Here is a 19,895-nt window from a genome sequence, read left to right as displayed (position 1 = left end):
TATGGGGCAACAGGAGGACGCCATGAGCGACACGACGACATTGAAGGTCAACAAGACGAAGGAAGAGTGGCGGCAGATCCTGACGCCGGAACAGTTCCGCATCACGCGCGAACATGGCACGGAGCGGGCCTTTTCCAGCCCCGATTTCGACCTGTCGAAGAAGGGCACCTATCGCTGCATCTGCTGCAACAGGGCGCTCTACCGGTCGGAAACGAAATACAATTCCGGCACCGGCTGGCCGAGCTTCTACCAGCCGATCGAGCCCGGCGCGGTCAGCGACCATTCAGACCATTCCTATGGCATGACGCGCACGGAAATCCGCTGCACGGATTGCGACGCCCATCTCGGCCACGTCTTCCCCGACGGTCCGCCGCCGACAGGGCTGCGCTATTGCATGAACGGCGTGGCGCTCAGCTTCGATCCCGACTGATCAACGCTTGGGGACTTTCAGTTCCATACAGGTCAGGTCCAGCCAGCGGCCGAACTTGATGCCGACCTCGCTGAAGCGCCCGACGGTGCGGAAACCGAGCTTTTCGTGCAGTTTGATCGAGGCGGCGTTCTCCGCCTCGATACATCCCACCATGACATGGATGCCGTTGAAGCTCGCCCGGTCGACCAGCGCCTTCATCAGACGTTTTCCGGTGCCCGTGCCGCGTGCGTCGCCGCGCACATAGACGGAATGTTCGACCGTGTGGCGGAAGCCGTCGAAGGCGCGCCAGTCGCCGTAGGAGGCGTAGCCGACGACCTGCCGGCCGCGCACGGCGACGAGGATCGGGAAGCCCTGCTCGCGCCGCGCGGCAAACCACGCCTTGCGATTGGCGAGGTCGACCTCGGCCTCGTTCCAGATCGCCGTGGTGTTGGCGACGGCATCGTTGTAGATATCCAGAATGCCGGGGAGGTCAGCCTCCGCGGCGTCGCGTATCGTAATGTCCATAGTCCCCCCGGCTTTGCCTGCATGGCTTACAGGAGGAGCGGGAAACCTGTCCAGCCTGATTGCCGGCTCGGCGATGAAACGCCCGCCTTTGTCCGTTATGCTTATCACGTCCACAGCGAGTAATCGAACGTGCAACGCTTCCTCTTTCTCTTCCTTCTGCTCCTTCCCGCCTCCGCCCTTGCCGCGGAATGGCAGCCCTATGTCAATGCACGCTATGGCTTCGCGGTCGAAATCCCGCCGGGCTTCACCCTTGTCCAGGAGGCCGACAATGGCGATGGGCGGACCTACAAGAATGGCGCGGCGGAGCTGCGCGTCTGGGCGCATTACCTGACGGCCGGCCCCTTCGAGGAGGAGGTCGCCGACCGGCGCACCACCTACCAGCAGGAGGGCTGGGACATCAGCTACGACCGGCAGACGGCCGGCTGGGCAAGCCTGTCCGGCACGCTGGTCGATTCCATCCTCTACCACCGGGTCATCGCGCTGTGCGACGACGCGGTCGCCACCTTCGTGCTGGACTATCCGCAGTCGATGAAGGCGGAGATTTCGCCCCTCGTCGGCCGGCTGGTGAAATCGCTGCATCCGGCGGAAGGCTGCACCAATGCGCAAGGGGCGGCCCCCGCGGCGCAGTGATCAGATGCCGGAGACGACGCTGGTGACGACGGCCGAATAGTGCACGGCGGCAGCGGCCACGACGAAGCCGTGCCAGATGGCGTTCTGGAAGCGCAGCTTCTCCCAGACGTGGAAGACGACGCCGACCGAATAGAGCACGCCGCCGACGACGATCAGGATCAGCGTGGCGGCGGAGAGGTGCGTCGTGAGCGGACCGGCGGCGAAGACGCCGCTCCAGCCCATGCCGAGATAGATGAGGATCGCCAGCCGGTCGTAGCGGCCGGGAAAGAAGAATTTCAGCACCACGCCCGCCACCGCCATCACCCACATGAAGACCAGCATGCCGGCGAGGAAAGGTTCGTCGATGCCGCGCTGGAGGAAGGGCGTATAGGTGGCGGCGATCAGCACGAAGATCGCCGAATGATCGAAGCGGCGCAGGTGCCATTTCACCTTCGAGACCGGCCAGAGATTGTAGGCGAAGGAGGTGGCGAGCGCCAGCACGAGGCCCACGCCATAGACCCAGGCTGCTGCAAGTTGCCCGCTGGACGCCCAGACGGTCGCATAGAAGATCAGGGCCGTCACGCCGATCAGCGCGAAGACCACGCCGACACCATGCACGATGCCGTCGGCGATCACCTCGTACCGGTCATAGTTCCACTTGACGCCCTTGATTTCCACTGCGGCTGGTCCTGCATTCATCCTCCGCCATGGTGGCGGGTTTGGCACGGACGGGCAAGCGCCTGCGGATCACAAAAATTTGCCGCGTGACTTTGCCGCGTGACGGAGAGGCCCTTTTCACCGCTCGGCGATGCAGGCCTCGCACAGCGCCGCATGCGGCACCGCCGCCAGGCGCGCGGGCGAAATCGGCGCGCCGCATTTGGCGCAGGTGCCGAACGTGCCGGCGGCAAAGCGGTCGAGCGCCGCGTCGATCGCCCCGATCTCCCTGAGGCCGTTCGTGCCGAATTCCTCCAGCACCTCGTCGTTCTCGCGTTCGATGGCGCGGTCGGCGCTGTCACCGCTCTTCAGCGTGTCGAGGTCCTTCTCGATCCTGTCGAGCCGGCCCTGGAGCTCGCGCTTGCGGGTGAGAAGAATGTCCTTGTACTGCGCCAGGTCCATCACGATACCGGTCTCCCTTGGTTTCAACAGGTGCCGAAATTGGCATCGCGCCGGGGAAACGGCATTGATCGGAATCAAGTTCCCCGAACACCATCGTCAACACCATGTTGACAGTAAATCGCCGAACCGCCAGCTTTCGTGAACGGCGTCCTTCCGTCATAGTCCGCTCCAACAGAACGGTTTCCAGGGGAAACCGAAACGGGAAACAGACCATGACGGACCTCGACAGACGGACATTCCTCGGCGCTGCCGCCGCGGGCATCGCCGCAAGCAAGGCCGGCCCCATTCGCGCGGAGACCGCCACCATGACCGACACCACCACCCAGCCGAACCACGCCGTCGCCATGCCGGCCTTCGTCGACCATTCGCACCTGACGGTCATCGACCTGCCGATGGTGTCGGCCTTCTACCAGCAGGCGATGGGCCTGACGGTTCTCGAAACATCCGCCTCGGGCGAAACGCTCGGCGTTGCCGGCCGGCCGCTCCTGACGCTGACGACCGGCAGCAATGCCGCCCGCGCGCCGCGCAATGCGCCGGGCCTCTTCCACACCGCCTTTCTCGTGCCGAACCGCAAGGAGCTCGGCCGTTGGCTGGCGCATGCCGCGCAAAACAACGTGCCGCTCACCGGCGCCTCGGACCACCTCGTCAGCGAGGCGATCTATCTCGACGATCCCGAAGGCAACGGCATCGAGATTTATCGCGACCGCGACCGCACCGAATGGACCTACATTGCCGACGGCACGGTGAAGATGGCGACGCACCGGCTCGATTTGCAGGCGCTCTACGACGAGGCGCCGAAGGATGGCTGGACGGGCCAGGAAAACGGCACGGTGATCGGCCATATCCACCTCCAGGTCTCAAACATCCCAGAAGCCAACGCCTTCTTCCACGACGTGCTCGGCCTCGACATCATGACGACCTATCCGGGGGCGAGCTTCTTCGCCACCGGCAAGTACCACCATCACGTCGCGGCGAATGTCTGGAATTCGAGCGGCCAGCCGAAGCGCCAGGCGGGCATGACCGGCCTTGCCGACTACACGATCCGCTTCAACGAGCCGGCGAAACTGGCCGGTGCCCTAAAGAAGCTCGACGACCTGGCGATCGCCACCACGCGCTCCGGCGATACGGTCTCGCTCGTCGATCCCTGGGGCATCGGCCTCAAGCTCTCGGCCTGAACGACAGCATAGCCTTGCCTTTCCGGAACCAGATGGGTGAAAACGGTGTTTTGCTTGAAACGCCGTTTTCGTCGATTTTGGGCGTAAGCCAGAGAGAGGCAGCATGACCGAGCCATTGACGATCTGGACATATGACTGGGTGCCGGGCGGCCAATCCGGTCCGCGTGGTTATGTCCGCGACCTCCGGCTGCGCTGGGCCTGCGAAGAAGCGGGGCTGGATTATGACGTCCGCTCCGTCTCGTTTCACCACCGCGGCGCGGAGCATTTTGCCCGCCAGCCCTTTGGCCAGGTGCCGTTTCTGGAGGACGGCGATATCGATGTGTTCGAAAGCGGCGCCTGTCTTCTCTATCTCGCCCGAAAAAGCGAAACGCTTATGCCGCGCGACCCCAAGGGCGAGGCGGAAACGCTGGAATGGACGATTGCCGCGCTCAATTCCATCGAGATGGTGACGGTGCCCTGGTGGTTCATCGGCCTGTCCAAGGTCGCGGACAACCCGCTCGAAGGCTGGGTGCTCCAGCGCCTGACCCATCTGGAGGCGGTGCTGGCGGAGCGCGAATGGCTTGCTGCCGGCCGGTTTACCGTCGCCGATCTGCTGATGGCGGACGTGCTTCGCGTGCCCAAGGTCAAGGCGGCCGGTGAATTCCCGGCGCTACGAGCCTATGTCGAGCGGATCTGCGCGCGCCCTGCCTTCAAGCGCGCCCATGACGGCCAGATGGCGCATTTCGCGCAGGCCGACCCTCAGTCGTAGAGATAATGCGCCGCCCAGTCCTCGTGCGGCACCACGTTGCCGACCTTGTACTTGAAGGCGTGGACCTCCAGCCGGTCGGCGCTCGCCTCGCATTTGTAGGACAGCCGATACCACTCACCCTTGCTGCGGAACACCGCGCCGCGCGTCTTGATGGTGGTGCCGTCGAGCTTCGGGTCGCCGAACGCGTAAGCGATCACCTTGTCCGGGCGAAAGCCGCCCTTCCCGTCGCCGATCTGGTCCATCGCCTCCATGTCGCAGCGCTGTTCCAGCCGCTCTTCCGGCGTCAGCTTTTCGAGCTGGCTGCGCAGCCGGGCATCGATCGCCAAAGCCGGCGATGCCGCCATCGGCGCAAAAACCAGGGTGCAAAGGGCGATTTGAAGCCCGATTGCCTGCCGTTTCACCTGTCTGCCTCCTCTTGGTCTCGTCATTCGCGACGCTTCAATTCGGGGTCGGCGGGCAATATGGCCATTTCACGACACATGACAACCCACCAGCGGTTTCAAGCGACCTCTTATGGAACTTCCACCTTGCCCGGGCGTTTCAGGCGCGGATCGGGGAACGCACCATGCACGAAATTCTAGGAAAACCGGCTGAACGGCGGCTCTTGCGGGGCAGCATCGATCTCGAAAAGAACCTTCGGGAAGACGCCCCGCGCCGTTACGGCCTCGACATTGCCGCCGCATGGGCGGCGATCGGCATCTTCGCGATCATGGCGATGGCCGTCGTCTATCTGATGGCGCCGATCCTCATTCCGCTTTGTCTTGCAGTGGTGACTGGTCTCATCTTCGGCGTCGCCGCCGAGAAGTTGAACGAGTTCGGCATCCCGCCGCTGCCGACGGCGCTGCTGCTCGCCGGCCTGTTCGGGCTCGGCCTGTTCTTCCTCGCCGGCCTGCTTGCCGAGCCGATCACCCAGCTCGCTGCCAATGCGCCGGATCTGGTGCGCGGCGCCTATGATCGCATCACGCCGCTGTTCTCGCGCCTCGGCTGGCTGAACATCAGCCAGGAGACGTTCCAGAGCAGCGGCATTACGATGGAGAAGGTGCTGGAAAACACCGGCAGCATTCTCGGCATCCTGTCCTCAAGCCTCACCCCCGCCCTCCTTCAGGGCATGATTTTCTTTGCCGCCCTCGTGCTCTTCCTCTCGGCACGGTTGAAGCTCCGGCAGATGATCATCATGGCCTTCCCGCGCCGCGGCCAGCGGCTCACCACCATCCGCATCATGAACGCCATCGACAGTGCGCTCGGCTATTACTTCGCGACCGCCGCCCTGGTCTACGGCGCCCTCGGCGTCGTCACCGCCCTCATCACCTGGGGCGGCGGGCTTGCCATGCCGGCGCTCTGGGGGCTCTTCGCCTTCCTCTCGTCCTTCGTGCCCTTCCTCGGCGTGACGCTGATGACCATCGCGCTCGCCACGGCCGGCGTGCTGACGCACGAGACGCTGATGATGGGCCTGATGCCGGCGCTCGCCTTCTTCCTCGTGCACCTTGCCATGGAAAACCTCGTCATGCCGGCGGTGATGGGCAAGCGGCTGGAGGTCAACGCCTTCATCATCTTCACCGCCATCATCTTCTGGACCTGGATGTGGGGTGCCGCCGGCGCCATGCTGGCACTGCCGCTGTCGATCATCGGCATGACCATCGCCGACGAACTGCGCCCCGCCAAGCGCAAGGCCAACAAGCGCAACCTGCCGGGTTGACCAGAAAGTTCCGCCACCCGCATTGATGCCGGCGCCGGGGGTCTCTATCTGTTTGGTCCCGCCTAGCGATTTGCCGGAGTGAAAACTTGTCCGTCTTCCAAAACCTGCCCGCCGCCCCCGTCGCCGCCAAGAAGCCGCTCTCCGACACCCGTCACGGCATCACCCGCACCGACGATTATGCCTGGTTCCGCGACGAGAACTGGCAGGCGATGTTCAAGGATCCCTCGATCCTCCAGCCGGAAATCCGCACCCATCTGGAGGCGGAGAACGCCTATATGACGGCGGCGATGGCCGACACGGAAGCGCTGCAAAAGGTGCTGTTTGCCGAGATGCGCGGCCGCATCAAGGAGGACGACAGTTCCGTGCCGATGAAGGACGGTCCCTTTGCCTATGGCACGTCCTATGTCACCGGCGGCGAGCAGCCGCGCTACTTCCGCGAACCGCGCGAGGGCGGCGACCGCAAGCTCCTGCTCGACGGCGACAAGGAGGCCTCCGGCAAGGACTATTTCCGGCTTGCCGGCATCAGCCATTCGACCGACCATTCACTCGGCATCTGGGGTTATGACGACAAGGGCTCGGAATATTTCACGCTGCGCGTGCGCGATCTTGCGACCGGCGAGGACCGTTCCGACACGCTCGACAATACCGGCGGCGACGGCGTCTGGGCGCCGGATGCAAAGAGCTTCTTCTACACCGCCCTCGACGAAAACCACCGCCCGTCGAAAATCTTCCACCACATCCTCGGCGAGCGCCAGGAGAACGACCGGCTGGTCTACGAGGAGAAGGATGCAGGCTTCTTCATGTCGGTCGGCGGCTCGCTGATCGACGATTACATCTATATCGACATCCACGATCACGAGACGAGCGAATACCGCCTGCTCTCGACCAAGGATCTGCTCGCGACGCCCGTCATCGTGACGCCGCGCCAGACCGGGCTCGAATATTCGATGACGGAGGGCGGTGACGTCTTCTACATCCTGACCAATGCCGACGGCGCCAAGGACTTCAAGATCATGCAGACGCCGGTGACGGCGCCGGGCCGCGAGAACTGGAGCGAGGTCGTGCCGCATCGCGCCGGCACGCTGATCCTCAACCACATGGCCTATGCCCGCCACCTCATCTGGCTGGAGCGTCACGAAGGCCTGCCGCGCATCGTCGTGCGCGACCGTAAGACCGGCGAGGAACACGCCATCGCCTTTGCGGAGGAAGCCTATTCGCTCGGCCTCTCGGGCGCTGCGGAATATGACACGGACGTCATCCGCTTCTCCTATTCCTCGATGACGACGCCCTCGCAGCTCTTCGACTACAACATGGCGACGCGCGAGCGCACGCTGCTGAAGACCCAGGAAGTGCCCTCCGGCCACAACCCGGACGACTATGTCACGCGCCGCGTCTTCGCCCCCGCCTTCGACGGCGAGCAGGTGCCCGTCACCCTGCTCTACCGCAAGGATACGCCGCTCGACGGCTCCGCGCCCTGCCTGCTCTATGGCTACGGCGCCTACGGCATCACCATCCCGGCGTCCTTCAACACCAATTGCCTGTCGCTGGTCGACCGCGGCTTCGTCTATGCCATCGCCCATATCCGCGGCGGCAAGGACAAGGGTTTCGCCTGGTACGAAAACGGCAAGATGGACAGGAAGACCAATACGTTCAAGGACTTCATCGCCGCTGCCGACTATCTGAATCAAGAGAAGTTCACGTCCTACGCGAAGACCGTCGCTGAGGGCGGCTCGGCCGGCGGCATGCTGATGGGGGCCATCGCCAACATGGCGCCGGAGAAATTCGGCGGCATCATCGCCGCCGTGCCCTTCGTCGACGTGCTCAACACCATGCTCGACGACACCCTGCCGCTGACGCCGCCGGAATGGCCTGAGTGGGGCAACCCGATCGACAGCAAGGATTTCTACCAGCTGATGTCCAGCTACTCGCCCTACGACAATGTCGAGGCGAAACCCTACCCCGCCATCCTCGCGCTCTCCGGCCTCACCGACCCCCGCGTCACCTATTGGGAGCCCACCAAGTGGGTCGCCAAGTTGCGCGAAAAGACGACCGGCAGCGAACCCATCCTCCTCAAGACCAACATGGGCGCCGGCCACGGCGGCGCGTCAGGGCGGTTCCAGCGGCTGGAGGAGATCGCGTTCGAATACGCGTTTGCGATCAAGGTTGCGGGGAAAATGTAGGATTTGGCATCGCGGGAGGGACCAGTCCCTCCCGCTGCATGTTATGCGGGATCGATCATGCTGACCACGCGGGCGGCGATCTCATCCGTCGTGTAGCTGTCCAGCGTTTCGATGAAGCGGGCGGTCTTGTTTTTCACCCGTTCGACGATATCCAGTCCCCGCACCTGGTTGCAAAGTGCTACGCCCGTCGTCTTGTGGCCTGAAATGTTGACAGCCAGCCCGGCGCGGCGGGCAAAGGCGCCTCCCGTCGTGATAGGCACGACAAGGCAGATGCCGACGGCATTGATCTCGCGCGGGGTTATTACGACGCAGCGGTGTTCATCCTTCATCTCGTTGCCCACGACGGGGTTGAGATCGACGATGAACACGTCGCCGCGCTTCGGAATATTGCTGCGAACCATCAAAATGCTTCGTTGCCGACGCGCGGACCGCCCTGCCATGCGGCGGCCTGCTTGTTCAGGTCGGCCATCTCGTCAGCCCCTTCCAGAAGCTGCGCCAGCGTGTATCTCTTCTTCGGCTGCGCGGGTGTTGCGACAAGCGATCCGTTATCGACGGTCAGGGTCAGTTCCGTACCGACTTCCGCGCCCAACATCTTCAGCAGCGCTGGCGGAATGCTAAAGACCGTCGCGCCGCCCTGGCGGCGAATCTTCGCTGTATTGCTCATGCGGACATCTCCAAATATGTGCTACGAAAATAGCACATATTTGGGCTGCCGCAAGGGTGAGAGACTGCCTACCGGAACGCCCCCACGCATTCCTGCAAGTCGTTCAGCATCGCGCTCGAACCCTTGAGGCTCGTCTCCACGTCCCCGATCCGGATGTGGTTGCCGCGTTTCAGGGCGTCGATGACCGAGCGGTCCTTGCCAAGGTCGTAGGCGATTTCGCGTTGGCCGTAGGATTTGCCGCTGACGTCGTAGCCCTGGCCGTCGTCGATCCAGTATTTCGCGTCCTTCGTGTAGTCGTCGGCATAATCGTAGGACGTGTCCTGGAAGCCGAAGGTGACGTGGCCGTCGTCGTACCAGCGGAAAGCGGCGTAGCGGTCGTCGCCGCTGCGGCGGATGGCGCGGCAGTTCAGGAAGCGGCGGTCGTCAGAGAAGTCCGCGACGATGTCCCAGCCGCCGACCGAGCGCGACGACCGGTACGGGTCGGCATCCGAACCGTAGCCGTCGTCATGGCTCGACGAAGAGCTTTCGCCATAGGCGTCCGTCTTCGTCTCGTGGCTTGAGGCGCTGTCGTAGCTGTCCGTCTTAGTGTCGTGGCTAACACTGTCGTTCGACGCGTGTTCGTCGTGCGGGAAGTCGCGCAGCGCATCGCGGTACTTGTCGTAGAAGCCGAGGCGGCGCACGTCGACAAATTCGAACTCGTAGTCCTCCAGCGAGCGCACGCTGTTGTCGCGGAAGCGCACGAGGCCGCGGAAGCGCAGGCAACCGTCGCCGCATTCCACCTCGTCGACATATTCGCGGGCATTGTCGTCCGGCGTCTTCACCGCAATACCGAGCCCGTGGCGGCGCTCCTCGTTGATCGCGCGGAACATCAGCGACTGCGAATAGCCGCGGCGGTCCTCGTCGAAATAGTCGTAGATCGCGCGTTCCTCGCTGGGGCTCAGATCATCCTCGGTCGCCACATAGATCTGGCGCTCGGGAATGCTGGCCGAGGTGATGATGTTGCGCAGGCGCTCATGCGAATAGACGGTGGAGAAATAGGAGAGGTAGTCGCACTTTTCCGGCGGATACCAGAAGCTGAAATCGATCAGCACGAGCTGGCCGTCCTTGTAGACGTCGGACAGGCGGCGGTCGCGCTGGTTGCCGCCGAATTCGAGCCGGCCGCAGGGATCGTGCCGGTCGTTGGACACCGAGAGAATGGGCATCTCGCCGGTATCCTCGTGGTCACCCTCGAAGCGGCGGCCGAGAAGATCGATCTTGCGCTGGGCGATATAGGCGAAGACGCCTTCCGGATAGCGGCTGAGATAGCGGTCATAGGCCTCGCGGTTGTCGGCCAGCGAGGCGAATTCGTAGAAGGCGATTTCCGCCTCATCGACCTTGGCGTCCTTGGCGCTCAGCGCGAACTTGCCGTAGTCGGCGTCGCTCTGCCAGGTCTCCTGCTTGCCCTTGCTGCGCTCCTTGACGATCTCGCCGACCTTGCGGAAGGCGTCTTCCAGCACGATGCCGGGAATGCTGATCGCATCCACGAAGGCGGAGGCGAAGGGGCTGATCGGCGTGCCCTCGTAGTCGTAGGTCGTGCCGGGCGCCGACGCATAGGCATAGTGGATGCCGTCGGCATTCTTCGGCTCGGCAAGGCCGTCCTGAATATCGCGCAGCAGCACGAAGGGGTTGTCATGCGCGGCGTCGAACAGCACGACCTTGAGGCCGGTGCCAAGCTTGCGCAGCGTCGCGGTGACCTCGGAGACGGCGAGCGAGCGGTTGCGCAGGCCCGTCAGCGTGCGGCCGGAGGCGTCGGTCGGCAGCAGGTAGTTGTCGCCGTCGATCTGAACGGCATAACCGGAGAAATAGACGAAGAGCACCGGGTTCTCGACCTTTTCGGCCACCCGCGTGAAGTTGTTGAGCGCCGAGAGCATGCCGAGATGGTCGGCATCGGTGACACGCGTCACGGAGAAATCCGCCCGCTCCAGCGCCTCGCCGACGAGGTCGACGTCGTTCAGCGGGTTTTCCAGCGGCTCGGCATCCTCGTATTCCGCATTGCCGATGATGAGCGCGTAGCGTTCGGCGGCGAAGGCCGCGGGCGCTGCGAGGAGAAAGAGACAGGCGGCAAGCGCCCCGATCAACCGATGGATAGTCCGCTGCACGATACCCTCCCTGAGGACATGACCGAGGCGGCCGGTACGCCGGCAACCGGAAATTCGCTCACCCATTACATGCTGAAGAAAGGGACGGACGACACCGCCTGCTTATTCAGTGGGTTATGAAATTCGATCTTCGCTTGGCCCGCAAGGGCCTGGCGGGACAAAACGGGGATCTACCGTCAGGAGCCGGTGCAGGCGGCCACCAGCGTGTCGATCGCCGCCTTCGATCCCTTGAGCGGGAAATCGACTGGCGGCAGTTTCGTTTCGGGATAGGCGATTGTGAGCGTCTTGCCGGCCTTGAGGCGCTCGACGAGCGGCCCCTTGATCGGGAAATCGCTGACCATCGCGTTGTCCATCGCCTCATGGTGCGCCGGCCGATCGAAGGCCTCGCCATCGACGGTGAGGCGCAGCGGGCTTAAAAACTCCGGCCCGTCGCCCGGCGGAAAATCTGCCGCCTGCACGAGGAAGCGCATGGAAAGCTCGCCTTCCGCGCCGCATTTCAGGAAGAGATCATAGGTCTCGCCGCCGGCCGCCTGGCAGACGGAGGCCATCATGATGCGCCCCTCTTCCTCTTCCGACATGCCGGCGCTCCAGGGGTCGCAGCTTTGGGCGAAGGCGAGCGACGGGAAGAGGAAAACGAGGGCGAGATAACGCATCCTGTCAAAACCCCCAAATTGGCGGACGGGCAAATTCCACCCGAGACGGTAGCACCCCGCCCAAAGGGCGACAAGCGGACAGACCCTTTCATTCCTGTCGCCAGTCGCTACCTATAGAAGACGAGAAATAAGCCGGACGAGGACGTGATGAACGAGGCAAGCAACCCGAAGCCCATGGGCGAGGCATTCGCCTTCGACAACAGCTATGCGCGCCTGCCGGACATCTTTTTCGCGCCCGTCGATCCGACGCCGGTGGAGGCGCCGCGGGTGATCAAGTTCAACCGGGCGCTGGCGCAGGAACTCGGCCTCGACGCCGATGCGCTGGAGCGGCATGGTGCGGGCTATTTCTCCGGCAACGTGGCGCTGCCCGGCGGGCTGCCGCTCGCCATGGCCTATGCCGGTCACCAGTTCGGCCAGTTCGTGCCGCGGCTCGGAGATGGCCGCGCCATCCTGCTTGCCGAGGTGATCGACCGCAACGGCAAGCGCCGCGACATCCAGCTGAAGGGCGCCGGCCAGACGCCCTATTCGCGCCGCGGCGACGGGCGAGCGGCGCTCGGGCCGGTGCTGCGCGAATATATCATCAGCGAGGCCATGCATGCGCTCGGCATCCCGACGACGCGGGCGCTCGCCGCCGTCGCCACCGGCCAGGCGGTCTATCGCGACCGGGTGCTGCCGGGCGCCGTCTTCACCCGCGTCGCCGCCAGCCATATCCGCGTCGGCACCTTCCAGTTCTTTGCGGCGCGCGGCGAGACCGAGAACGTGCGCGTGCTCGCCGACCATGTCATCGACCGGCACTATCCGGACCTCAAGGGCGCGGAAAAACCCTATCTCGCGCTGCTCGATGCGGTGGCCGACCGGCAGGCGGCGCTGATCGCCAAATGGCTCGGCGTCGGCTTCATCCATGGCGTGATGAACACCGACAACATGACGATTTCGGGCGAGACGATCGACTTCGGCCCCTGCGCCTTCATGGACCGCTACGACCCGCGCACCGTCTATTCCTCGATCGACCAGCACGGGCGCTACGCCTTCGGCAACCAGCCGGCCATCGGCCAGTGGAACATCGCACGGCTTGCCGAGGCGATGCTGGCGATCCTCGACGAGAACGAGGACAAGGCGCTGGAAGCGGCGAACGCCGCCGTCACCCGCTTCATGGAGCGGTTCCAGGAGCACTGGAAGGTTGTGATCCGTGCCAAGACCGGCCTCGGCGACGAGGAGCAGGAGATCGACCAGGCGCTGATCCGCGACCTTCTCGTCATCCTCTACGAGCAGAAGGCCGACTATACGCTCGCCTTCCGGCGCCTCGCCGATGCCGCCGAAGACAGCGCGGCGGATGCCGCACTCGGTAGCTTGCTTGAGGATCCGAATGCACTGACGCCGTGGCTTGCCGCCTGGCGCGACCGGTTGTCGCAGGAGGACGTGTCGCCCGAGGCGCGGGCGGCGGCGATGCGCAAGGTCAACCCGGCCTTTATCCCGCGCAATCATAAGGTCGAAGAAGCGCTGAATGCGGCGATCGACCATGGCGATTTCTCGCTGTTCGAGGCGCTGAACGACCTGCTCTCCAGGCCCTACGAGGACCAGCCGGCCTTCGCCGCCTATGCCGAGCCGCCAAGGCCCGGCGAGGAGATCACGGCAACCTTCTGCGGAACGTGAGGCGCTTTACAAGTAGAGGTTGCGCAAAAACTAGAAATGCGGCAGCATTGAAGCATCCCGGCTCCGCCCTAATTTCTCCCACGTCCCTCCTTGAGCCGGACGTCATGTCGGCCCCCTCCTCCCCCGGCCGGCATCGCTAACGGAGACTGCCATGTTGCTCACGCTGACCGCCGCCCTCTTCGCCATCATCGGATTGGTGCTGACGGGCGGAGGCGGGTGGCTGCTGTCGCTCGGCGGCAGCCCCTATTACCTCGTCACCGGCATTGCCTTCATCGTCACTGCCATCCTGCTTCTGCGCCGCTCCAGTGCGGCGCTGTGGCTCTATGCGCTGATCATTCTCGGCTCGCTCGGCTGGGGCATCTGGGAAGTCGGCTTCGACTGGTGGCAGCTCGGGCCGCGCGGCGGCGTCATCGTGCTGCTCGGCCTGTGGCTGATGCTGCCCGCCATCCGCCGGCCGCTCGGTTTTGCAAGCCCCACCGGCACGAGCTATGCCGCCTCCGCCCTGCCGCTTGCTGTCGCCGTGCTCGTCGCGATCGGCGTTGCCGGTTTTTCGCTGACGCAGGACCCGCATGACATGGCCGGCGACCTGCCGACCGATATCGTCAACGCCACGCCCGCACTCGGCGGCAACGTGCCCGCCGGCGAGTGGCACCAGTATGGCCGCACGCAATATGGCCAGCGCTATTCGCCGCTCGACCAGATCAACACGGACAACGTTTCGACGCTGAAGGTCGCCTGGCAATACCAGACCGGCGACGTGAAGCTGCCCGACGACGTCGGCGAGACCACCTACCAGGTGACGCCGCTGAAGGTGGGCGACACGCTCTACATGTGCACGCCGCACAATTGGGCAATCGCGCTCGATGCGGCGACCGGCAAGGAGAAGTGGAAATACGATTCCAACTCCGGCATGAACCCGGACCGCCAGCACCAGACCTGCCGCGGCGTGACCTATTATGCCGACCCCGCCGCCACCGCCGGCACGACCTGCGCCACGCGTGTCTACCTGCCCACCTCGGACGCCCGCCTGATCGCGCTCGACGCGGCCACCGGCGACGTCTGCACCAGCTTCGCCCAGAACGGCGTGCTGCAGCTCGAACAGGGCATGCCTTTCAACCCTGCCGGCTACTACTATTCCACCTCGCCGCCGGTCATCACCGACGGCAAGATCATCATCGGCGGCGCGGTCAACGACAACTATTCGACCCAGTCGCAATCGGGCGTCATCCGCGCCTTCGACGTCAATTCCGGCGTACTCGTCTGGAACTGGGATTCCGGCAATCCGGACGTCACGACGCCGCTGCCGGAAGGCCAGGTCTATACCGTCAACTCGCCGAATTCCTGGTCGGTCTTCAGCTACGACGAGGCGCTCGGCCTGGTCTATATCCCGCTCGGCAACCGCGTGCCCGACCAGCTCGGCATGGGCCGCAGCGAGCATGTCGAGAAATATTCGTCCTCCATCGTCGCGCTCGACATCAAGAGCGGTGCCGTGCGCTGGGTGCGCCAGACGGTGCACCACGACCTCTGGGACATGGACGTGCCGGCGCAGCCGGCGCTGATCGACATCACCCGCGAGGGCGCCACGATCCCCGCCCTCGTCGGCCCGACCAAGCAGGGCGACATCTACGTGCTCGACCGGCGCACCGGCGAGCCGATCATCGGGGTCAAGGAAATACCGGCGCCCACCGGCGCGATCCCGGAGGATTTCACCGCGCCGACCCAGCCGATCTCCGACCTCACCTTCTCGCCCCCGCCGCTGACCGAGAAGAACATGTGGGGCATCACAATGTTCGACCAGCTCGCCTGCCGCATCGACTTCCTGTCGATGAAATACGAGGGCCGCTACACGCCGCCGTCGCTGGAAGGCACGATCGTCTATCCCGGCAATTTCGGCACGTTCAACTGGGGCTCCGTCGCGGTGGATCCGGAGCGGCAGGTGATGTTCGGCATGCCGACCTACCTCGCCTTCACCTCCCGCCTCGTGCCGCGTGACCAGATCCCGCCGAAGGGCCAGGACGAGAAGGGCTCCGAACAGGGCCTCAACCGCAATGACGGCGCGCCCTACGGCGTCTTCATGGGGCCGTTCCTCGGGCCGCTCGGCATTCCCTGCCAGGCGCCGCCATGGGGCTATGTCGCGGGTGCCGACCTTGCCACCGGCAAGATCGCCTACAAGCACAAGAACGGCACGGTCATGGACATGACGCCGCTGCCGCTGCCCTTCAAGGTCGGCGTGCCCGGCATCGGCGGCCCGATCATCACCAAGGGCGGCCTCGCTTTCCTCGGTGCCGCCGTCGACGATTATCTGCGCGCCTATGACGTGACGAGCGGCAACCAGCTCTGGGAAGCCCGGCTTCCCGCCGGCGGCCAAGCCACGCCGATGACCTACACGGTCGGCCAGAAGCAGTACGTGCTGATCGTCGCCGGCGGCCACGGCTCCGTCGGCACCAAGCCCGGCGACTACGTCATCGCTTATACGCTGCCGTAACAACCTGTCGGTCTGCTTCAGCCGGCGCGGGTTGCCTCCCCGCGCCGGCCTTTCTACGCTCCCCTGGAGGTTCGCCCATGACGGACGACTGGCGGCTGATCGCCGCGCCGGTGAAACATGTTCTCGTCAATTACTGGCGCTCCTCGCGCGGTCTGCTGGCGCTTGTCGCGGCGATCGTCTTCCTCTCGGCGATTTCCTCTGTCGCCGCGCCCTATCTGTTCTCCCGCCTCGTCGACACCTTGACGGCCGACCGTTTCGCCGAGGTGCTGGCGGCGGGGTTCGTGCTCTATGCCTTGCTGATTGGCGCGTCCGCCGCGCTTCAGAACATGGTGCAGTACCTCTCCTTCATGAGCGCGCAGAACCTCAGCTTCATCGCCAGCACCAGCCTCTTCGAACGGCTGCTGAAGAAGAGCGCCGCCTTCTTCACCGAGCACAATCCCGCCGAGATCGAAAGCGCCGGGCAGCGCGGCGAAGGCGCGATGATGACGCTCGTGCAGCTCGCCCTCATCGTGTTCATTCCCGGCGCCACCCAGATCGCGCTCGCCCTCGTCATGCTCGGCGCGACGATCAATCTCGAAATCGTGCTGATCGTTCTTGCCTATGGCTGCGCCTTCATCACGCTCACCGCCGTCGCCAACCACCGCACGCGCAAATATCTCGACGATGCTATCAAGGCCGGCCAGGAGAACGCGAAATTCGTCGGCAATGCCATGACGGCGATGGAGACGCTGCGCCATTTCGGCAGCCATGGCTGGATGCGGGCGCGGTTTTCCGAAAAGGCCGGAGAGGAGCGCGACAACTGGATCACCTTCTGCCGCCGCCGCATCGGCTACTCGTCGCTGATGGGCGCGGGGCTTGCCGTGCAGTTCGTCGTCACCTTCCTGTTGCTCCTGCCGCGCTACCGGGCGGGCGAGTTCAGCGTCGGCGATGTCGTGCTGTTCAACACGCTGCTTTTGCAGCTCAACCAGCCCTTCGAGATGATCGGCCATGCGATCGACGACGTGGTGCGCGCCCGCGCAAACCTGCTGCCGCTCGCCCGCATCTGGGCAGCACCCGAGGAGCCGGATGCGGCGACCACCGGCGGCTTCTCGTCCGGCGAGGGCCGGCTCGCCTTCGAGAAGGTCTCCTACGCCCATGAAAACGGCCGGGGTGTCGAGAATATCAGCTTTGCCGCCGAGCGCGGCCGCATCACCTATCTCGTCGGCGAGACCGGCTCCGGCAAATCGACGCTGCTGCGCCTCGTGCTGAAATCGATCCGCCCCGCGAGCGGCCGCATCACCGTGGATGGCGTCGATCTCGACAGCGTTTCGCAGCGCGACTGGTATAGCGCCGTCGGCATCGTGCCGCAGGAGGCGGTGTTGCTCAACGATACGCTCGCCGTCAACATCGTGCTCGGCCGTGAAATGGACACGACGCGGCTGAAGCGCGCCGCCGAAAAAGCGGCGATTCTCACCTTCATCGAGGGACTGCCGGAGGGTTTTGCGACGATGGTCGGCGAGCGCGGCATGAAGCTTTCGGGCGGCGAGCGGCAGCGCATCGCCATTGCCCGCGCGCTCTATGCCGATCCGGAATTCCTGTTCCTAGACGAGGCGAGTTCCGCGCTGGACGAGGCGACGGAGGCAGGAATCATGCAGCATATCCGGGGCCTTGCCGGCGACGTCACCATCCTTGCCGTCACCCACCGCAAAAGCGTCATCGCGCCTGCCGATCATGTCGTGCGCCTCGGCGCGGGCCGCGTCGAGAGTGAGGTGTAAGGACCGGCAAGTCTCGCAAAAGCTGCAACCGCTAGGGTTCCCTAAAGTTGTTTCAGGGAACCATTTGCATGAAGATCGACGGCAGCATGCTTTCCGCCTACACGCTCGGCAAGCCGCGCACCCCGACCAGCGACGACAGCCTCTACAGCGGCATGGGCGGCGGCGGTTCATCGGCCCGCAACATCCCCACCGTCAGCCCCACCGCGCCGATTTCTTCCGGCTTTGCCAATGCCCTGTGGCTGACGCAGGCGAAGCTCGACAAAGCCGAGGACGGCAGCGACAGCCTTGTCGCCGAATTCATGGAGCTTTCCAAGATGACGCCGGCCGAGCGCCTGCGCAAGGAAATGCTGGAGGAGATGGGCCTGACGGAAGAGAGCCTCGCGGCCCTTCCGCCGGAAGCGCGCGACGCGATCGAGGAAGAGATCCGCCGCGCCATGAAGCAACAGCTCGGCATCGACGAGAACCCGCAGGCAGGCACGGCGGCAGGGCAAGCCGCCGCCGGCACGGAGGAAGCGGAGGCCTGACCAGTCTCCGCTTTCATCCCCATTTTGTCCTGCACCTTTCTTGCAGTGGACCAATTGACAAACGGCGCGAAACGGAGAATATCGCGTCCATGATCAAGAGCACGCACATCGTCGCAACGTATTTTTGGCTGTTCCGATAAGGAGCGGCTGATTGATCATGTCAACAAGCCGCCGTCAGGCGGCTTTGTTGTTTCTAAGGCACCTGATGGCAGAAAACCGAAGGAGCCCGAAATGCACAATACCGTCATCAAGCTTGAACCGAACGCCCTCGAACGCCCGCCGATGCTGACCATCCGCGCCGCGCGCCCGGGCGACCTGCAGCAGATCCTCGACATGATCGCGCTGCATGCCGAATGCCACGGCGACACCGCCAGGATTTCCGCTGCTGATCTCGACCGCGACCTGTTCGGCAACAATCCCTGGGTTACGGCGCTTGTGGCGGAAGCCGGCGGGCGGCTGATCGGCTACGCCTTGCTCGTTCCGCTCTACCGCGCGCTCGAAGGCCTGCGCGGCATGGAGCTGCACCAGATCTTCGTGCGCAAGGACAATCGCGGCCACGGCATCGGCCGCCACCTCGTTTCCCGCGCCCGCGAGCACGCCCGCATTGCCGGCTGCGGCTACCTTTCCGTGAGTGCCGCGACCGGCAATTTCGGCGCGCACCGCTTCTACGAGCAGATGAATTTCCGCGCCGGCCCGGTCACCGGCATGCGCTACGTACAGGCGCTGGGCTGAAGCGCCGAAACAAGAGGAGGCCATCATGGCGAAGCGACTGGCAATCGTTCTGACGGAGGGTTACGCCGACTGGGAATGCGGGCTGCTGATGGCGACGGCGCGCGGCGACGGCGGGGCGGAGACCGTGGTGCTGACGCCCGGCGCCGCCGGCGTCACCTCGCTCGGCGGCGTCTCCATCACGTCGGCCGGTGCAGTGGAAACGGTTTCGCCCGACGCTTTCGACGTGCTGGTGCTCTGCGGCGGCACGATCTGGCAATCAGATGCCGCGCCCGACCTATCGGCTCCGGTCCGGCGTTTCATGGCCGCCGGCAAGCCCGTCGCCGGGATCTGCGATGCCACCTTGGAACTCGCCCGCCTGGGCCTCCTCGACGAGCGCGCCCATACCGGCAATTTCGCCGGGCAGATGAAACAGGTCGGCCCCGCCTATCGCGGCGAAGCGCTCTACCGCAACCAGCCGCAGGCCGTGCGCGACCGCGGCGTCATCACCGCCTCGGGCGCCGCACCCGTCAGCTTTGCCCGAGAAGTCCTCGACGCCATCGGCCTCGGCTCGGACGAACTGTTCGGCTATCTCGGCATGTACGGCGACGAGCATCGCGAGGCGCCCGCCTGAAGAATTTCAGTATCAAAATTATTCATTAGAGCGATACACGGGCCGTGATGGATTTCACGGCTCAGGGGCAATAGTCTGATCGCGACAAAGTCCGCCGCAAGACCTCAGCAGGAAGCTACTTCGGCATGGCTAGGCTCAGGACTCATTGATTAAAGCCAGAAGATGACGGTTGCTGCGATGCAGATGGCTGAGAAGAAAGTATGCGCGCACCGGTCGTATCGGGT

At 64.4% G+C, this 19,895-nt stretch carries 20 protein-coding genes and 1 pseudogene; 12 read left to right on the top strand and 9 right to left on the bottom strand.

The genetic code is table 11. The features are described from left to right. Positions 1-22: 22 nt before the first annotated feature. On the top strand, positions 23-430 hold the full coding sequence (gene msrB, locus J2Y63_RS04010; protein ID WP_435265055.1) for a peptide-methionine (R)-S-oxide reductase MsrB: 408 nt from the start codon (positions 23-25) through the stop codon (positions 428-430). On the opposite strand, the gene J2Y63_RS04005 is transcribed toward msrB, so the two are convergent. Then, a complete protein-coding gene (locus J2Y63_RS04005) occupies positions 431-934 on the bottom strand; it encodes a GNAT family N-acetyltransferase (RefSeq protein WP_256120811.1) in 504 nt (167 codons plus the stop codon). It abuts the gene before it with no gap. A gap of 129 nt (positions 935-1,063) precedes the next feature. Between J2Y63_RS04005 and J2Y63_RS04000 the strand changes: the two genes are divergently transcribed. After that, on the top strand, positions 1,064-1,564 hold the full coding sequence (locus J2Y63_RS04000) for a hypothetical protein (RefSeq protein ID WP_435265054.1): 501 nt from the start codon (positions 1,064-1,066) through the stop codon (positions 1,562-1,564). Here the strand turns inward: J2Y63_RS04000 and trhA are convergent, their stop codons facing one another. Both trhA and J2Y63_RS03990 read right to left on the bottom strand, forming a co-directional pair. Further along, positions 1,565-2,221 (bottom strand): PAQR family membrane homeostasis protein TrhA, encoded by a 657-nt coding sequence (trhA, locus tag J2Y63_RS03995; protein WP_435265053.1) that lies wholly within the window; start codon positions 2,219-2,221, stop codon positions 1,565-1,567. Positions 2,222-2,338: 117 nt separating this feature from the next. Then, a complete protein-coding gene (locus J2Y63_RS03990) occupies positions 2,339-2,659 on the bottom strand; it encodes a TraR/DksA family transcriptional regulator (RefSeq protein ID WP_256120912.1) in 321 nt (106 codons plus the stop codon). 305 nt (positions 2,660-2,964) lie between these two features. On the opposite strand from J2Y63_RS03990, the gene J2Y63_RS03985 reads away from it, so the two are divergent. Together J2Y63_RS03985 and J2Y63_RS03980 are read left to right on the top strand one after the other, a co-directional pair. Then, positions 2,965-3,834 (top strand): VOC family protein, encoded by an 870-nt coding sequence (locus J2Y63_RS03985; protein ID WP_435265508.1) that lies wholly within the window; start codon positions 2,965-2,967, stop codon positions 3,832-3,834. A 103-nt stretch (positions 3,835-3,937) separates the two neighbouring features. Beyond that, entirely contained in the window at positions 3,938-4,582 is a 645-nt protein-coding gene (locus J2Y63_RS03980; RefSeq protein ID WP_435265052.1) for a glutathione S-transferase family protein, read from the top strand. Here J2Y63_RS03980 and J2Y63_RS03975 read toward each other — a convergent pair. Beyond that, the gene (locus J2Y63_RS03975) at positions 4,573-4,926 is read right to left on the bottom strand and encodes a DUF930 domain-containing protein (protein ID WP_435265507.1); all 354 of its coding nucleotides are present in this window, start codon (positions 4,924-4,926) and stop codon (positions 4,573-4,575) included. The genes J2Y63_RS03980 and J2Y63_RS03975 overlap by 10 nt on opposite strands. A gap of 221 nt (positions 4,927-5,147) precedes the next feature. On the opposite strand from J2Y63_RS03975, the gene J2Y63_RS03970 reads away from it, so the two are divergent. Continuing rightward, positions 5,148-6,278 carry an AI-2E family transporter gene (locus J2Y63_RS03970; protein ID WP_435265051.1) on the top strand — a complete coding sequence of 377 codons (1,131 nt, stop codon included), beginning with the start codon at positions 5,148-5,150 and terminating at the stop codon, positions 6,276-6,278. A gap of 86 nt (positions 6,279-6,364) precedes the next feature. Beyond that, on the top strand, positions 6,365-8,458 hold the full coding sequence (locus tag J2Y63_RS03965; RefSeq protein WP_435265050.1) for a S9 family peptidase: 2,094 nt from the start codon (positions 6,365-6,367) through the stop codon (positions 8,456-8,458). A gap of 41 nt (positions 8,459-8,499) precedes the next feature. Here J2Y63_RS03965 and J2Y63_RS03960 read toward each other — a convergent pair whose 3' ends face one another. From J2Y63_RS03960 to J2Y63_RS03945, 4 genes are all read right to left on the bottom strand, one after another. Beyond that, entirely contained in the window at positions 8,500-8,859 is a 360-nt protein-coding gene (locus J2Y63_RS03960) for a type II toxin-antitoxin system PemK/MazF family toxin (RefSeq protein WP_435265049.1), read from the bottom strand. Next, the gene (locus J2Y63_RS03955) at positions 8,859-9,122 is read right to left on the bottom strand and encodes an AbrB/MazE/SpoVT family DNA-binding domain-containing protein (protein ID WP_435265048.1); all 264 of its coding nucleotides are present in this window, start codon (positions 9,120-9,122) and stop codon (positions 8,859-8,861) included. The genes J2Y63_RS03960 and J2Y63_RS03955 overlap by 1 nt, the downstream gene beginning before the upstream one ends. Positions 9,123-9,190: 68 nt before the next feature. Continuing rightward, positions 9,191-11,260 carry a caspase family protein gene (locus J2Y63_RS03950; protein WP_435265047.1) on the bottom strand — a complete coding sequence of 690 codons (2,070 nt, stop codon included), beginning with the start codon at positions 11,258-11,260 and terminating at the stop codon, positions 9,191-9,193. 176 nt (positions 11,261-11,436) lie between these two features. Beyond that, positions 11,437-11,913, bottom strand: coding sequence for a hypothetical protein (locus J2Y63_RS03945; RefSeq protein ID WP_435265046.1), 477 nt, complete (start codon positions 11,911-11,913; stop codon positions 11,437-11,439). Positions 11,914-12,060: 147 nt separating this feature from the next. On the opposite strand from J2Y63_RS03945, the gene J2Y63_RS03940 reads away from it, so the two are divergent. From J2Y63_RS03940 to J2Y63_RS03915, 6 genes are all read left to right on the top strand, one after another. Beyond that, complete coding sequence (locus J2Y63_RS03940; RefSeq protein WP_435265045.1) at positions 12,061-13,566, top strand: protein adenylyltransferase SelO; 1,506 nt, start codon at positions 12,061-12,063, stop codon at positions 13,564-13,566. 151 nt (positions 13,567-13,717) lie between these two features. Further along, positions 13,718-16,051: a glucose/quinate/shikimate family membrane-bound PQQ-dependent dehydrogenase gene (locus tag J2Y63_RS03935; protein ID WP_435265044.1), complete on the top strand. Its 2,334-nt coding sequence runs from the start codon at positions 13,718-13,720 to the stop codon at positions 16,049-16,051. Positions 16,052-16,128: 77 nt separating this feature from the next. Continuing rightward, positions 16,129-17,805, top strand: coding sequence for an ABC transporter ATP-binding protein (locus J2Y63_RS03930; RefSeq protein ID WP_435265043.1), 1,677 nt, complete (start codon positions 16,129-16,131; stop codon positions 17,803-17,805). Between the two features lie 68 nt (positions 17,806-17,873). Then, positions 17,874-18,329 carry a hypothetical protein gene (locus tag J2Y63_RS03925; protein WP_435265042.1) on the top strand — a complete coding sequence of 152 codons (456 nt, stop codon included), beginning with the start codon at positions 17,874-17,876 and terminating at the stop codon, positions 18,327-18,329. A 231-nt stretch (positions 18,330-18,560) separates the two neighbouring features. Continuing rightward, positions 18,561-19,061: a GNAT family N-acetyltransferase gene (locus J2Y63_RS03920; protein ID WP_256120799.1), complete on the top strand. Its 501-nt coding sequence runs from the start codon at positions 18,561-18,563 to the stop codon at positions 19,059-19,061. 25 nt (positions 19,062-19,086) lie between these two features. Beyond that, positions 19,087-19,671 carry a DJ-1/PfpI family protein gene (locus J2Y63_RS03915; RefSeq protein ID WP_435265041.1) on the top strand — a complete coding sequence of 195 codons (585 nt, stop codon included), beginning with the start codon at positions 19,087-19,089 and terminating at the stop codon, positions 19,669-19,671. 149 nt (positions 19,672-19,820) lie between these two features. Here J2Y63_RS03915 and J2Y63_RS03910 read toward each other — a convergent pair. Further along, positions 19,821-19,895, bottom strand: a pseudogene (locus J2Y63_RS03910) (transposase); the annotation flags it as partial.

This window comes from Shinella sp. BE166 (assembly GCF_051201095.1).
Lineage (GTDB): Bacteria > Pseudomonadota > Alphaproteobacteria > Rhizobiales > Rhizobiaceae > Shinella > Shinella lacus.
Note: the sequence above shows the minus strand (reverse complement) of the source record. Positions and strands in the feature narration are given on the sequence as shown.